Annotated in this window: 13 protein-coding genes; 3 read left to right on the top strand and 10 right to left on the bottom strand. The window is 43.0% G+C overall.

What is annotated here, in order from left to right:
* Nucleotides 1-2: 2 nt before the first annotated feature.
* From ACH9UM_RS00515 to melA, 6 genes are all read right to left on the bottom strand, one after another.
* Complete coding sequence (locus ACH9UM_RS00515) at nucleotides 3-980, bottom strand: N-acetylglucosamine kinase (RefSeq protein ID WP_004847857.1); 978 nt, start codon at nucleotides 978-980, stop codon at nucleotides 3-5.
* Nucleotides 977-2,041, bottom strand: coding sequence for an amidohydrolase family protein (locus tag ACH9UM_RS00510; protein WP_004847856.1), 1,065 nt, complete (start codon nucleotides 2,039-2,041; stop codon nucleotides 977-979). Before ACH9UM_RS00510 ends, ACH9UM_RS00515 begins: the two co-directional genes overlap by 4 nt.
* A gap of 116 nt (nucleotides 2,042-2,157) precedes the next feature.
* The gene (locus tag ACH9UM_RS00505; RefSeq protein ID WP_004847855.1) at nucleotides 2,158-2,994 is read right to left on the bottom strand and encodes a carbohydrate ABC transporter permease; all 837 of its coding nucleotides are present in this window, start codon (nucleotides 2,992-2,994) and stop codon (nucleotides 2,158-2,160) included.
* Nucleotides 2,995-3,004: 10 nt separating this feature from the next.
* Nucleotides 3,005-3,880 carry a carbohydrate ABC transporter permease gene (locus ACH9UM_RS00500; RefSeq protein ID WP_004847854.1) on the bottom strand — a complete coding sequence of 292 codons (876 nt, stop codon included), beginning with the start codon at nucleotides 3,878-3,880 and terminating at the stop codon, nucleotides 3,005-3,007.
* A gap of 50 nt (nucleotides 3,881-3,930) precedes the next feature.
* A complete protein-coding gene (locus ACH9UM_RS00495) occupies nucleotides 3,931-5,214 on the bottom strand; it encodes an ABC transporter substrate-binding protein (protein WP_004847853.1) in 1,284 nt (427 codons plus the stop codon).
* Complete coding sequence (gene melA / locus ACH9UM_RS00490; RefSeq protein ID WP_009242492.1) at nucleotides 5,195-6,553, bottom strand: alpha-galactosidase; 1,359 nt, start codon at nucleotides 6,551-6,553, stop codon at nucleotides 5,195-5,197. The genes ACH9UM_RS00495 and melA overlap by 20 nt, the downstream gene beginning before the upstream one ends.
* A gap of 230 nt (nucleotides 6,554-6,783) precedes the next feature.
* Between melA and ACH9UM_RS00485 the strand changes: the two genes are divergently transcribed.
* Nucleotides 6,784-7,782 (top strand): LacI family DNA-binding transcriptional regulator, encoded by a 999-nt coding sequence (locus tag ACH9UM_RS00485; protein WP_004847851.1) that lies wholly within the window; start codon nucleotides 6,784-6,786, stop codon nucleotides 7,780-7,782.
* A 124-nt stretch (nucleotides 7,783-7,906) separates the two neighbouring features.
* Here the strand turns inward: ACH9UM_RS00485 and ACH9UM_RS00480 are convergent, their stop codons facing one another.
* Nucleotides 7,907-9,199: a UDP-N-acetylglucosamine 1-carboxyvinyltransferase gene (locus tag ACH9UM_RS00480; protein ID WP_009242493.1), complete on the bottom strand. Its 1,293-nt coding sequence runs from the start codon at nucleotides 9,197-9,199 to the stop codon at nucleotides 7,907-7,909.
* Nucleotides 9,200-9,374: 175 nt separating this feature from the next.
* Nucleotides 9,375-9,890 (bottom strand): shikimate kinase, encoded by a 516-nt coding sequence (locus ACH9UM_RS00475; RefSeq protein WP_004847848.1) that lies wholly within the window; start codon nucleotides 9,888-9,890, stop codon nucleotides 9,375-9,377.
* 197 nt (nucleotides 9,891-10,087) lie between these two features.
* Here ACH9UM_RS00475 and ACH9UM_RS00470 point away from each other — a divergent pair, with 197 nt between their 5' ends.
* Nucleotides 10,088-11,416: an ISNCY family transposase gene (locus ACH9UM_RS00470; protein ID WP_009321027.1), complete on the top strand. Its 1,329-nt coding sequence runs from the start codon at nucleotides 10,088-10,090 to the stop codon at nucleotides 11,414-11,416.
* Nucleotides 11,417-11,637: 221 nt separating this feature from the next.
* On the opposite strand, the gene ACH9UM_RS00465 is transcribed toward ACH9UM_RS00470, so the two are convergent.
* Nucleotides 11,638-12,048: a hypothetical protein gene (locus ACH9UM_RS00465; protein WP_004847844.1), complete on the bottom strand. Its 411-nt coding sequence runs from the start codon at nucleotides 12,046-12,048 to the stop codon at nucleotides 11,638-11,640.
* Nucleotides 12,049-12,211: 163 nt separating this feature from the next.
* Nucleotides 12,212-12,772, bottom strand: a complete 561-nt coding sequence (locus tag ACH9UM_RS00460) for an FHA domain-containing protein (protein WP_009242494.1) — start codon at nucleotides 12,770-12,772, stop codon at nucleotides 12,212-12,214.
* Between the two features lie 293 nt (nucleotides 12,773-13,065).
* Here ACH9UM_RS00460 and ACH9UM_RS00455 point away from each other — a divergent pair, with 293 nt between their 5' ends.
* Nucleotides 13,066-14,358, top strand: a complete 1,293-nt coding sequence (locus ACH9UM_RS00455) for an IS110 family transposase (protein ID WP_004846057.1) — start codon at nucleotides 13,066-13,068, stop codon at nucleotides 14,356-14,358.
* Nucleotides 14,359-14,705: the final 347 nt, after the last annotated feature.

Here is a 14,705-nt window from a genome sequence, read left to right as displayed (position 1 = left end):
TTTTATACCCGCATATGCTGTGCCGTACGCAGATTTTCTATCATCTGTTCACTCACTTCGTTTCCCGCAGCTCTGCACGCCAGTATAATCCCGCCTGCCGACGGGAGCAGACACGGCTCTGTGAAAACGCACGATACGTCCCGCAGCTCTTCTTCCAGCGTTTCTTTTATATACTTCATCGCTTTGAACACACCTCCGGAATAAGACACATAAACCGGTATATCAAAATTCCCGTTTCTGTACACGCCTTTTACGATCTTCGCAAGTTCGCGCGCCGCGCTTTTAAAAATGCCTGCCGCCGCAGAATCGCCCTGTTCCGCAAGTTCATATGCATCTTTTGACATAGATGCGATCTTATCCCGTTCTCCCTTCCACTCATTAATAACGAGCCTTAATATCTCTTCAGGACACGCAAGACCGTATTTTTCCAAAATATAATCAAACATCATCGTTTTTTCTTCTCTTCCGTCCGCCTGCATTGTAAAATGCCGGATCAACTGACATCCGATCCAATAACCGCTTCCTTCATCCCCTCCGAAAAGATGATGCCATCCGCCGCTTCGCACATAGTAACTGTCCTTGTCAAATCCAAGCCCGATCGATCCCGTTCCGGCGATCACATGGATTCCCTGTTTTCCGAGAAGAGATCCTGCCAGTGCATTTTCCGTATCGTTCCCGAGAGTGATCGACATCCTCGGAAACGTTTCCCGTACAAGGCGGGTAAGCACCGGCACATCCGCCGGTATATCTTTAAACCCTGCGATAGCTATAAAACTGTGAGTGATCTCACTTTGCGCGATTGCCGCCTGACAGCAGATCTGCAAAATACCGTCTTTTAATACTGACAGCACATGATCGATTCCGTTCACCATATAGTTGCCGGGGCCTAACGTACACGCAGCTTCCAGCTCTCCCGTTTCACGGCACAAAAGAAACGCCGTCTTTGTTCCGCCACAATCAACGCTTAAATACCGTCTCATCTCACACCTCCTACAAAGCGGTTTTCATCAAGAGAAAGAACTTTACATGCATTTTTATAATATATCTTTTTCAAGATCTCATCTTCCAGTCCGATTCCGTAGATTGCCCATCTTCCCTGTCCCGGAAGTTCTCCTTCGGGCTGATACGGAAAATACTCGTCTTTTGTCTCGAAGAAACGATAATAAATCTTATGATATCCCATACCAAGCGGCGTACAATCCGTACCGAACAAGATCCGATCCTGATGCTTCACAAAAAACTTCTTCGCACTGTACGGAACTCTTCCCAGCTCCGCCAGCCGGGCCGCAACATCTATATACATATTCGGATATTTTTCCAGCTGCCCGCTTACCCATTCCAGATTCTCCGCGTAACTTCCGACATGAGCGATCACAAACGTCGTTTCCGGATGACTGCGTACCGTATTCTCTTGCATTTCCATAAGTTCTTCAAAACTCATATACTTTTCATGATCTGAAAAATCCCATTCCGGACAGACATCAAGCTCTTCCCATCGTTCATTTTTTTCACTTTTCGGAGTAAAAAACGCCGCCGGATCAGCTACATGCATCAGCACCGGAATGTGCAGTTTCGCCGCCGTATCATAGATGATATCAAAACGAGGATCATCTGTACGGATCGGCCTGCCGTATTTATCCCGCTCCCACAGCGAAAGATCTTTCCATAATTTGATCCCCCGGCATCCGCGCATACAGGAATCTTCTATTACCTTTTTCGTTTTATCGCAAAAATCAGGATCATCATACGCAGAAAAATCAAGCTGCATAAAATTAAAAAACATTTCCTCGAATCCTTCTTGTTTCTTTTGCATCTTTTCCAGATCTTTTCCGAAATATCCATCCATATTCACAGCGCATACAACGCCGGCATCTTGCAGTTCCCGGACATATTCCTTCGTGTCATACTTTGTTTCATACGATTCGCCCAACAGCATTTTTCCCATATGCATATGGAAATCTATCACCGGATATGCCGGTTTTTCAATTTCTGTTTTTTTCAGCACTGCGGCGCAGACAGGATCAAATTTTTCCAATTCCATACAGAATCACCCCTTCTGATTCTCTTTTTTATGTTTTCCTCTTTTTATGTCCTTAGCATTTACATTTTATCTTTATACTTCTTGCTTTTTTAACTTTTTCTTTTCCACATTTTTCGTTATTTCATTCCGGTCATCGTAATTCCTTTGATGAACTGCTTCTGGAATATAATAAATACGATCGACGCAGGAATCATAATAAGGGAAGCGGCAGCCATCGTCGCCGAAAGATCCGATAAATGCTGAGTTGAAAAATACGACATTGCAAGAGGCAGAGTCATATTTTCCGAGCTGTTCAAATAGATCAACGGCGTCTGGTAATCATTCCACAATCCTAAAAAGGTAAAGATCGTCAGACTTCCGAGCGCCGGGCGGATTCCCGGAAGCACGATCTTTCGATAGATCGTAAACGGCCCCGCATTATCAAGCATCGCACACTCGAAAAGTTCCTTCGGCATATCGTCGATAAACTGTTTGCACAGGAAAATTCCAAATGCATTTACAAACGTAGGCACAACAAGAGAAATGATCTTATCATACCATCCCAGTTTTGATATAAGCAAAAAGTTCGGGATCATCATTGCCGCCGTCGGCATCATCATTGTGATCAATATTACATAAAACAAAAATTTGTTCAGTTTGAATTTATATTTCGACAGCACAAATCCGATCAAAGAGCTCGTAAACAAAACGACAAGCGTATCAATAACCGTTACAAAAAGCGAATTTCCCATCCATCTGAAAAACGGCGAATCTGTAATCACTTTCACATATCCGTCAAGCGTAAACTGCTTCGGCAGCATATTCGTAGGCTCCAGCAAAATCTCTTTCGTAGATTTAAAGGAATTGGAAAGCATCCAAAAATACGGCGCAAGAAACACGATCGCTGCCAAAAACAAAATCACGAATGAAATAATCCTTAGTTTTCTGTTCTTTTTGTCTTTTAACATTTTCATAATATGCCTCCTAATACTCCCAGTCTACCGCGCTCTTCTTCTGCTCGATCAATGACAGTGTCATAATAATGACAAAGAGAACAAGCGACACAGCCGATGCATATCCCATGTCTTTATACTCAAACGCCATCTTGTAAATATATCTTGAAAGAACAAGTCCTGAATTCTGAGGGCCGTCTTTCAAAATGAGCACTGCAAACTGCGCAAACATCTGAAAATGTGAGATCAACGTCTGTACAATGACAAACTGAAAGCTTCTTCCGAGCAAAGGCCATGTAATCTTGCGGAATTTTACCCATTCGCTCGCTCCGTCCAGATCTGCCGCCTCATACACATAAGAAGGAATTCCGTCAATACCTGCCGAAAACAGGATCACGTTATAACCGACGTCTACCCAGATCGTATAAATAATAAGTGAGATCATCACTACTTTCGGATCTCCGAGCCAGTTGATCGAGTCGATCCCGATCTTGTTCAGAGCCACGTTCAGAAATCCTGTTGTCGTCGGGAAGATAGAACGGGCAAATACAACGGATGTTGCAACCATAGGCGCAATACACGGCAGGAAAAATACCATACGGAAAAAACTTCTCACCTTATTTGATTTAAACCATGAGATCATCTGCGCCACAACGAGCGCGATGCCGATATTCAAAGTAACCGTGATGAGCACGAATAACAGCGTATTTAAAAGCGCCTTACGAAAATCCGCGTCTTGAACAAGCCTTACAAAGTTTTCCAGTCCTATAAATTTATTGTCTGAACTGAGTGGATTATAGTTAAAGAAAGAAATCACAAGACCTATCACGATCGGGATAACGATAAATACAAACATATGCAGCATAGCCGGTACCATGACCGTCCCTACAAATTTTTTATTTTTCATGACGCACCCCCTTGTGAGTCAGACTGCCGTTTTACGGCAGTCTTTTTATTTTATTCCAGTATTCCATTCAGTTTCGTATTCATATCTTCCATCGCCTCGTCCAACGATCCGTATTCCCCGGAACAATAGGAAACAAACGTATTGTTGATTGTTTCTTTCAGACGATCCGTGTTAAAGTTTCCGATAAACTGTCCCTGATCGAGAATTCCTACAAGAACGTCCGCGTACGGAACTTCTTTTTTGTACTCTTCGCTCTGAGCCAGACTTTTCTTTGCCGGAATCTGTGTGCAGCGTATGTTATGCTCTAACATAACATCATCCTGATACAGATATTCAAGGAATTTCAAAGCGATTTCCTGTTCTTTACAACTGGAACTTACCGCCAGCGACCATCCGTTTTCCGAAGCAAATTTCTGATTGTTTCCATACTGCGGCATAGCTGCATAATCAAAATCCGTGCCGAGTTTTAATCCGAATGACTGTTCTCCTTCGGAGATCGTCCACGGTCCGCGCGGTACGATCATGTTGCGTCCGGCATATAACTGCTGATAACCTTCCATATCCGCTCCGCCTGTCAGTCCTTCAAGATCTGTAACTTTATCTTCTGTTACCATTGTCGCAAGTTCATTAAACGCTGTCTTAGCCGCATCTGTCGTCACGTCGAATTTTCCGTCCGCCGTCATGTAATCCGCATCCTGCTGAAGGATAAAGGCAAGGAAATAATATGGCACAGAATCCCAGTTCACAAAATCAAAACCTTTGCACTGGAAAATATTGCCGTCGTGCTCTGTTCCTTCGATTGCCGTTTTACGAAGTTCTTCCCATGTTTTCGGAACAGTAAGCCCCTTCGCCTTGAGCAATGTATCGTTCACAAGCATTCCGCCGTACTCGATATTATATTCCAGCGGGATACCATACATTTTATCCTCATACTCAAGTGCTCCGTATGTCGGCTCGTAATTTTCTTCTCTCACTTTTTCTGCCATTTCCTCCGGCAGTTCCATCAATGTTCCGTAAGGAGTAAAATCTAATGCCCAGCCTCCCCACAATTCATAAATATCCGCTCCGCCTTCACCATCGATCAAAGCGGTCTGTACTTTTGATTCAAACTCATCATATGGGAACGTCTCAAGTTTAATCCGAACGCCTTCATTTTCCGATTCAAACTCTTTGATCGCATCTTTATATGCCGCATTCCACGGCTCATTGATATGTGTCCACATTGTCAGTGTAACGTCGTCTTTTCCTGCTTTATTTTCTCCGCCGCCTGAACATCCTGCCGCTGAAAATACCATGAGCCCACATAATATTAAACTAACGATTCTCTTTTTCATGAAGCACCTCCATATTTATCTTTAACGACTTAAAGTAACTCAAATACTCTGCATTTTTATCAAGCATCTCCTGAACCATGTTCAGGATTTCATCCATGCTGCAGACCGCGCTTGTAAGCGGATCATACAAAACAGCCTGGAATACAAGGTTCGGATCGCCTTCAATGGCAGCTTTCACGGCAAGGTCTTCGATCAGCGCCGAATTATTTACAAGCACTGCCAGATGATCCGGAAGCGTGATCTGTTTGATCGGAACGATTCCCGCTTCTGTTGCGACTGTCGGAACTTCCACACATACGCCTTGTTTCACATTTGTAATATAACCATGGTTTTTCAGGTTTCCGTTAAAGAAGTAAGGTGTGTGATCGCCGAACACTGCGTTGAAAATATTGGAAGCGTATTCCTCTCCTCTTTCAAGATCGACTTCTCCGTTTTCAAGCCAGTCCGTATATTCCTTTTCCCATGTATCTTCCCGTCCTAAATACTCATCCAGTATAAATCCGTACGCTCCCGGATTCCATCCTGTTCCGTGAGTACAATATTTTTCGATCAGATCGGGACGTTTTCTAAACCATGCCACATATTCCGAATTATGTCCCGACGATTCTGTATTAAAATATCCAAGTTTCTTGAACATTTCGATTCTGACAGGTTCTTCAGCCGCCACTTCTTCTCTTTCGATTGCTTTATAAAGATCCGGATAAGCATCTTTTCCATCCACTTCAAAATCAAGATAAAACGCCTGATGATTGATTCCTGCACATGTATAACGAACCTGCTTTTCTTCTGCTCCGATCCATTTTGCAAGCATTTCCGCCGTTCCCTGAACACTGTGACATAATCCTGTAATATTCATGTCAGACATCGACTGCAGATAACTTACGAGCATTGCCATCGGATTCGTATAATTGAGAACTACCGCGTTCGGACATACCTCTTCACAGTCTCTTATAATATCGAGAAGCACCGGAGCCGTTCTCAAAAAACGGAAAATACCGGACGGGCCACGCGTATCTCCTACACAAATATCTACATTATATTTCTTCGGAATCTCGATATCATGACGCCATACTTCCACACCTCCCTGCAAAATCGTGATCAGAACGCCATCCGCATCTTTCAATGCTTCTTTCCGGTCCTGCGTTCCTTTTACTACTGCCGGATATTTTCCGGCATCTACGATTTTCTGTACTCCTTTTACCGCATATTCAAGACGTTTCGGATCAATGTCCATCAACATAAGTTCCGCATCCCGAAATGCCTCGAACGTAAGAATGTCTCTTACAAGATCTTTTGTAAAATCCAAAGATCCTGCTCCTATAAATGTAAATTTTTTCATGTTGCACCTCCGTTTACTAAATAATCTGTCTTTGTTTATCTAGATAATAATATTTGTTTTATTTATTTTCAAGTAATTTTAACAAATTATTTTATTTTCGTCTGGTTTTTATAGTTATTTTAACCTATTTTGTTTACTAAACTTTATTTTTTGTTGATAATTTACATAAAATTCAGGTTTACATTCTCTATTTTTTGTGATACTATGTTTACTAAACAAGGAGGGATATTATGGCTACAATTAGAGAAGTCGCAAAAGCGGCAAACGTTTCCATTACTACTGTTTCCAAAATTCTTTCTAACGATCCCGATTTTCGGGCAAGTCAGGAAACAAGAGAACGCGTTCTGAAAACAGCAGAGGAACTTCATTATCAGTATACAGGAAAAAAAAGTCAGCTCCACATCGGCTGCATCATGTCTCTTACTTATAGTTACTCCGATCCTTATTTCAATGATATTCTGGGAGGGATTCAATCTTACTGCGCATCTCACAATGCGTTTATTTCCCTGATCGTAAGTTATTCCCAGCTGCATAATATGACTCCCGGACTCAAAAAGCAGCTTTCGGAACTGGACGGACTGATCATTACGGAAATTCCGCCCGAAACTCTTGAATTTATTACAACGCTCAATAAAAAAATCGTATTTGTCGACAACTATATTGACGGATACTGCAATATAGGATACAACACCGTATATGCAAACCAACTGATCTTCGACCACATTATCAAATGCGGTTACAAAAAGATCGCCTACATCGGCGGCGCTTCCAACTCATCCGCCCCATCCGACTTCGACTCCTGCTGCCGCATGATGATCTTCCGTGAAACGCTTCGGGCAAATAATATTCCTTACGATCCCGAACTGATCTATAACTGCGACTGGGATTCAAAAGTATGTGCGGCACAGGTAAAGGAACTGCTCTCAAAGCATCCCGAAACCGAAGTGATCTTCGCCGGTTCGGATTCTCTGGCAAGCGTCATCCTTTCTCAGCTTAAAAAGCTGAACTTAAAATGTCCTCAGGACATCGGTGTCGTCGGCTTTAATGACATCTCCCTTTCCAAGAATTTTTCGCCTGCCCTGACAACCGTCCGGCTTCCTTCTGCCGAAATGGGAAAACTGGCGGCAGAAGTGTTGATTCGTCAGATCAAAAGCAACTCCGTATTAAAACAGCAGATCCTTCTCCCTGTAGAATTAAAAGTACGGGAGTCCACTCGAAAAATCCGATAAAAACTATCCAAAACGCCAAAAGTGCAGTTTCCTTTCCACTTCCCGGAAACCGCACTTTTTCTTTTTATATCTTCCATCGCCGAAAGAGCCAAAAGGCAGAACCGTTTCTCGGTTCTGCCTTTTTTTAACCAACTTTCAATTTAAACTTCTGAATCTCTTTTTCACTGGATACACGCTCGATCATAGCGCCGAGCCCTCTAAGTTTCTCTTCAAACCGCTCATATCCTCTCTGAATATAAACGATATCATCCACGATCGTAATGCCTTCCGCCGCAAGACCCGCAATGCAAAGCGCTGCTCCCGCGCGAAGATCCGGCGCGCTCACACGAGCAGCCGAAAACCGCTCAACGCCTTCAATCGTCGCAGAATTGCCTTCCACTTTTACCTGTGCTCCCATACGGGCCAGTTCACCGAGATATTTGAAACGATTCTCAAAAATACTTTCCGTGATCGTACTCGTTCCTTTTGCCAAAGCGAGCGCCACCCCGATCTGAGGCTGCATATCCGTCGGATATCCCGGATACGGAAGCGTCTTCACCTGGGTACACCTCAGACGCTTCTTTGCAACAACGCGAACCGCATCGTCAAACTCTTCCACTTCGCATCCGATATCCACTAATTTAGAGATCGTCGCATCAAGATGCTTCGGAATTACGTTCAATACCGTTACGTCTCCTTTTGTCGCCGCAGCCGCAAACATAAATGTTCCCGCTTCGATCTGATCCGGTATGATGGAATACTCCGTCTTATGAAGCGATCTCACGCCGCGAATCTTGATCACGTCAGTACCTGCGCCTCTGATATTCGCGCCCATGCTGTTTAAAAAGTTTGCCACATCAACAACATGCGGCTCTTTCGCCACGTTTTCCATGATCGTAAGACCTTCGGACATAGCAGCCGCCATCATCACATTGATCGTTGCCCCGACTGTCACAACATCAAAATACAAATGCGTTCCACGAAGTTTCTCCGCCTCTGCGACAATCTTGCCGTGTTCAATATCAACGTCCGCTCCAAGAGCCCGAAATCCTTTCAAATGCTGATCGATCGGTCTGCTTCCGATATTGCATCCTCCCGGCAGCGCGACTTCCGCCCTTTTATATTTCCCGAGAAGAGCTCCCAGCAAATAGTAAGACGCTCTGATCTTCTTAATGTAATCATACTCTATATTAAAATCGCCGATCGTACTTCCGTTGATCTTTACTGTATGACGATCGATCCTCTGCACCATCGCGCCGATTCCCTCGATCGCTTCCAACATCACATTCACATCATTCACATCAGGAAGATTATCGATCTGAACAGTCTCATCCGTCATGATTGCAGCCGCCAAAATTGCAAGCGCCGCATTTTTCGCGCCGCCGATCTCCACTTCTCCGACAAGCGGATTTCCGCCTTTTATGATATATTGTTCCATATCACACCTCTGTTTAGATTTTATTATCATACTTGTACTTTCCCGTACGTTTTTTCTATATCTCTTTTCTATCTTATATTCTTTATAATATCTTTTCAGTCTGCCGTTTTTATTCTACCACATATCCGGCTTTTTTTAAATCCCAACTTTTGTCAACGTATCATTCTAGTGTTGTTCACTGTACATTGTCAAGTTTTTTTACTTCTTCCAGGACATTTTCTATCGTATCTTCGATCTCGCATCCGTCTTCACAGATCGTAATATCCGCATATTTTTCAAAGAACTTCACGCGCTCTTCATAAAGCTGCCGAAACGTCTGTCCGTCGCGCAGAACAACTCCGCGCTTTTTCGGATTGCGGATTCTCTTTTTTATTGTCTGATAAGACGCTTTCAAATATACGACCGTTCCGATATTTTTATAATGTTTCATCGCCTCTTCGCAATAAATCACACTTCCGCCCGGGGAAATGACCGCGTTTTCCGCATCGACGTCTGCATTCACCCTGTTTTCGATCTCAATAAACCCATCTTCTCCCACTTCGGCTATAATCTCACACAAAAGTTTCTTCTCCTGCTCCTGGATCAACAGATCTGTATCGATAAACTGCATTCCGAGACGCTTCGCCACAACGATGCCGACCGTACTCTTTCCTACTGCGGGCATCCCTATAAAAATCAAATTTTTTTTCATATGTATTCTCCGCCTTATTTTATTCCCCACCTAATATACATTACTATATCTTATTTATTTTATCACATTTCATCTTAATAGTAAATCAAGAGAGCTTCTTTGTGTTATTAACTTGTGATAATGTCTCCTTAAGATTCACTTGAGGTTTTGTCTCTTTTTGGTATTCTATTAAAGCTATGAAAGAAGGTAAAATTACATTGTCACAAGAACAACTGAAAACGCTGACTGTCATCAACCGTTTCATTGACAAGTCTATTTCCAGACAACAGGCTGCTGAACTTTTGGGTCTCTCCACACGCCAGATCACACGCTTAAAGAAAGGAGTCCTTACCTCTGGCGCTCAATCCCTCATTCATAAAAATACCGGTAGAAAACCCGTTCACTCCGTTTCTGACGAATTGAAGGAAGCTGTCCTTAAGATTTATTCCCGCCCAGAATTCTCTAATGCCAACTTCCTCCATTTCAAAGATATACTCTCTGCAGATTTCGGAATTCAACTTTCCTACTCTGCTCTTTCCAGTATACTAAAAAATGCTGGTTTTGAAAGCCCTAAAAAGAAAAAAATCCGACACCGCACACATCGGCGCAAACGTAAGCCCCATCCCGGACAGCTCATCCAGATCGATGCCACGCCTTACGAGTGGTTTGGGGGAAATATCAAATACGCCCTTCATGGTGCTATCGATGATGCTACCGGGCAGGTCGTCGGACTTTTCCTGACACAGAATGAATGCCTTTACGGTTATCTGGAAACCATGCGTCAATGCTGCTCTGATTTCGGCATCCCACAGACGGTTTATTCTGACAACCATACCATCTTCCGTTCTCCTAAAACCGGAAAGCTGACTGTTGATGAACTAATCGCAGGCAAGACTGTCCATCTTACCCAGTTCGGACGTTCCCTGCACGAATTGGGCATTGACCTTATTTTCGCAAAGACTCCTCAGGCAAAGGGGCGGATTGAACGTTTATGGGTCACACTGCAGAGCAGGCTCCCTGTTGAGTTCGCAAAACGTGGGATTACTACTGTGTCAGAAGCAAACCGTTTTCTGGAAACAGAGTACAGGGAACTTTTCAATCAGAGGTTTGCCGTTGAGCCGGAAGCAGAGTCTATTTTTGTCTCTGCCGCAAAAGATTTGAATCTGGATTCCATCCTTTGTGTAAAGCACACGAGAAAAACAGATGCAGCCGGGACATTTTCGTTTAAAAATCGGTGTTTTCAAATCCTAGATGAGGGATTTCCGATTATCAATGCCCGCCGTGAGATCACTGTATTAATTAACCCACGTTTTGGAATTCGTGTAGAGTACGGCGGACGAATCTATAATACCATCCGTTATCTGAAACCTCAGAACAAAAATGCCAATACAGAAGTTCCCCAAAAAGTGTCAAAAACAGTAGAACCACACCTTCAGCTGCGTCACAGCAGTGATGAATGGAAAGCAATCTGGTGGATGGAGGATTATAATCTGTCACTTAAATTTTTATATGAGCTATTTTTCGAGAAGCAGCAGTCAGCTTCATAAAAGGGCATTAGCCCTTTTATGAAAGTGACATTTTTTCAAATAAATTTCTATATTAAAAAGTGACATTTTCATAAGTTATTGACATCAAGAGAGCTTCTTTGAAAATTTCTGTAAAATATACATAAAATTCAAGCAAATATTTCATGTAATTTTCAACTAAAACATATTTTTTGCCAAACAGTTCCGCTTCGCCTCACAAAACTTGCATAAAACAGTTCCGCTTATTTAAAAAATCTGCGACAACATCTTCTGTGGTCACAACGGCGTTTGTATAACTCCTGAAACAGCATTACCTCCACAAGATCCCTCAGATTCTCCATAGTTATTGCTTCATCTTCGGATAAATCTTCCTCCTTCTCATCCTCTTCCCGGCAAATATGTTCATGCCGTCTGATATTGTCACACACCCGCGTGCACATCAGCTTCAACTGCAGTTTATCAGGATATGCGTCGTACACCATACTGTTTTCGTATTCCATACGGTCGCATTCTTCTTCTACATACGGAAGAATCCGTTTCGGAATCTTCGGATACATACTTTTCAAATATTCAAGATCCATTCTCTCGATCCGCTCGTCATCAAAAGAAAAGGGCATCGGATAAGCCATATAATAAGGCAGTTTTTCGTTCATCGCACTCACTCCCGAACTGATATTATATGTGTACTATATGTTCATTCCCCGAAAATGTGACTGCCAAAAACGCGCCGCTTCCTATACGGCAAACAGCCCGCTTTACAGTGCGGCAACTGTCTGCCTTCCCGCAAAACGGACTGTTCTTTTCTATATGCTGCGTTTAATCGCTCTCACGCAAAATCCTCTGCACTTCAAGCCGCGTCTCCCCGACTCCGATAATATCGTCTCTTTGGATCTCCATCGGCCGGTCGATACGGACACCGTTTAAATATGTACCGTTTCTCGAATCCTCGTCTTTTACATATAATTTGTCATTCTTATGTATGATTACACAATGAAGCTTGGAGATCCTTCCGTCAGAAGTGAGCGGAAGATATCTCTCATACATGCTTCCGTCCTTTCCTCTGCCGATCCCTACGCTGTCGCAAAATGTAAAGCTATATTTTTCCCAACTGTCAATATCTTCCAGAATGATCTTCCAGCGGCGTTTCTTACGTTTCGGGCGCTGATCCTTTGCATACGCTTGCGCCTCTCGTTCTCGTTTTGAACGCGTGCGGACTTCCGCCTCATACTCATCTTCATATTCATCCCGACGTTTTTTTCTTCCTCTTCCTTCTGCCCGCGCCAACTCCGCTTTGCTCTGTTTGATTCCCGAAAACGATACAAACAACATCGCGGCACAGCCCGACACAAGTAAAGCTACTATAATCCAATACCACATAATTTCCTCTCCTTTAAAAATTAATACTACTATATTTTTATAATTCGGGCAAGTAAAATGTCGGTTTTTGTCTAACAGTTCAGCCATACAGATATCCACTTTTACCGCACTTCAGGTCGACTCTCCCGTGACAAACCGCTTTCGCCTGTGGTATAGTTATCTGACAGATGATTTTTAGGAGCTTCCTGTATAATAAAAAATGTGGATGTTGAAAATTGAAAATACCTCAGAGTACAATAAGACTACTGACTGGCAGGTTAGTAAAAATCTTATTGAACAGAGAGGTATCTACAATGAAGTCTAACACACAGAACGCAAAAATTGAAGCTATTACAGAAAAAACTTTGGTACTCGGAATCGATGTCGGAAGTGAAACGCATTATGCCAGAGCTTTTGATTACAGAGGAGTCGAGTATTCGAAGAAACCATTCAAATTTAGTAACACGGAAGCAGGATTCGTGACATTTAAGGCATGGGTTCTGGATATCAAAGAAAAGCATGGGAAGGATAAGGTGATTCCAGGGATGGAACCAACTGGTCATTACTGGTTTAATCTTGGAAAGTTTCTTCAAGATAATGAAATGAAACCGGTTCTTGTAAATCCTCACCATGTGAAGAAATCAAAAGAACTCGACGACAATCATCCGACAAAGAATGATCGTAAGGATCCAAAAGTCATTGCAGGATTAGTTAGAGAGGGACGATACATGATCCCATACCTGCCAGACGGTGTTTATGCTGATCTTAGAACGGCATCAAACATCAGATTTCAATTACAAGCGGAGCTTACACGAATTCAAAATAGGATTAATCGTTGGTTCAATATATATTTTCCTGAATATAAGACGGTATACGGTAAGCCGGATGCCAAAAGTGGAATACTGATTCTAAAGGAAGCACCACTCCCAGAAGATATTCTGACGTTGGGTATTGATGGAGTGAACCAGATTTGGCGGGATGCAAAGTTGAGAGCAGTTGGAAAGGCGAGGGCAAAGACCCTGATCGAAGCTGCTGAGCACAGTGTCGGAAGCAAAGAAGGTGCAGTATCTGCAAGAATGGAAATCCGAATGCTTCTGGAGGACTATGAATCCAGAAATATACGTCTTCAGGAAGTGATGGGTCTGATTGAAGGATTGGTAAATCAGATTCCAATGGCTGAAAAGCTGTTGGAAATCAAAGGTGTAGGAATCAAGACAGTGTCTGGATTTCTTGCAGAGGTAGGCGACATCAGACGCTTTAATGACCCGAAAGAACTGCAGAAACTTGCAGGTTTAGCACTGGTTGAAAATAGTTCTGGAAAACACAAGGGCAAGACAACAATAAGCAGACGAGGTCGAAAGAGACTTAGATACCTGCTCTTCGAGGTTGCAATGTCGCTTGTAGCGAAGAACCCAGAATTTAGGGAACTCCATAATTACTACACAACTAGAAGGCTAAATCCATTAAAGAAGATGCAGTCACTTATGGCAATAGCAGCGAAGCTGCTTCGTGTTTTTTATGCCATACTGACAAAAGGCGTGGGCTATGATCCCAAGAAGATGGTCAATGACATCAGGAGACCGGCGGCTTATGCGCAGGCTGCGTAAGAAAAACAAGTAACTATAGTGGAGGCTGTCATCTGGGCAGCCACCGAATAAGCAGAATGTAACAGATAACGTCCACTGAACACAGTGCTGGAACAGGAAGCGAGTCAGTAATCAATAATACAAAGAATGAGCCAGTAGTCGGCAGGAATATTTTCCATGGGGCATGACCCCGTTAGGGAGCAAAGCTGACACCTTGGTTATGGGCAGGCAGTACGAAGGAAGTTACTAACCTCTGGAGACAGAGATGATCCTGGTGGATATAGGAGGTTAGCTGCCATAGAGGGAAGGGTATACACAAGGCCAGTAAAGCGAAAAACAATGACGTTTTATTTCGTATACCCATTAAT

This window comes from Mediterraneibacter torques, assembly GCF_044591705.1.
In the GTDB taxonomy this organism is placed as follows: Bacteria; Bacillota; Clostridia; order Lachnospirales; family Lachnospiraceae; genus Mediterraneibacter; species Mediterraneibacter torques.
Note: the sequence above shows the minus strand (reverse complement) of the source record. Positions and strands in the feature narration are given on the sequence as shown.

What these genes read in the sequence shown, in the direction of transcription:
- ACH9UM_RS00515 (WP_004847857.1), bottom strand. Translation starts at nt 980, where the DNA reads ATGAGACGGTATTTAAGCGTTGATTGTGGCGGAACAAAGACGGCGTTT.
- ACH9UM_RS00510 (WP_004847856.1), bottom strand. Translation starts at nt 2,041, where the DNA reads ATGGAATTGGAAAAATTTGATCCTGTCTGCGCCGCAGTGCTGAAAAAA.
- ACH9UM_RS00505 (WP_004847855.1), bottom strand. Translation starts at nt 2,994, where the DNA reads ATGAAAATGTTAAAAGACAAAAAGAACAGAAAACTAAGGATTATTTCA.
- ACH9UM_RS00500 (WP_004847854.1), bottom strand. Translation starts at nt 3,880, where the DNA reads ATGAAAAATAAAAAATTTGTAGGGACGGTCATGGTACCGGCTATGCTG.
- ACH9UM_RS00495 (WP_004847853.1), bottom strand. Translation starts at nt 5,214, where the DNA reads ATGAAAAAGAGAATCGTTAGTTTAATATTATGTGGGCTCATGGTATTT.
- melA (WP_009242492.1), bottom strand. Translation starts at nt 6,553, where the DNA reads ATGAAAAAATTTACATTTATAGGAGCAGGATCTTTGGATTTTACAAAA.
- ACH9UM_RS00485 (WP_004847851.1), top strand. Translation starts at nt 6,784, where the DNA reads ATGGCTACAATTAGAGAAGTCGCAAAAGCGGCAAACGTTTCCATTACT.
- ACH9UM_RS00480 (WP_009242493.1), bottom strand. Translation starts at nt 9,199, where the DNA reads ATGGAACAATATATCATAAAAGGCGGAAATCCGCTTGTCGGAGAAGTG.
- ACH9UM_RS00475 (WP_004847848.1), bottom strand. Translation starts at nt 9,890, where the DNA reads ATGAAAAAAAATTTGATTTTTATAGGGATGCCCGCAGTAGGAAAGAGT.
- ACH9UM_RS00465 (WP_004847844.1), bottom strand. Translation starts at nt 12,048, where the DNA reads ATGAACGAAAAACTGCCTTATTATATGGCTTATCCGATGCCCTTTTCT.
- ACH9UM_RS00460 (WP_009242494.1), bottom strand. Translation starts at nt 12,772, where the DNA reads ATGTGGTATTGGATTATAGTAGCTTTACTTGTGTCGGGCTGTGCCGCG.
- ACH9UM_RS00455 (WP_004846057.1), top strand. Translation starts at nt 13,066, where the DNA reads ATGAAGTCTAACACACAGAACGCAAAAATTGAAGCTATTACAGAAAAA.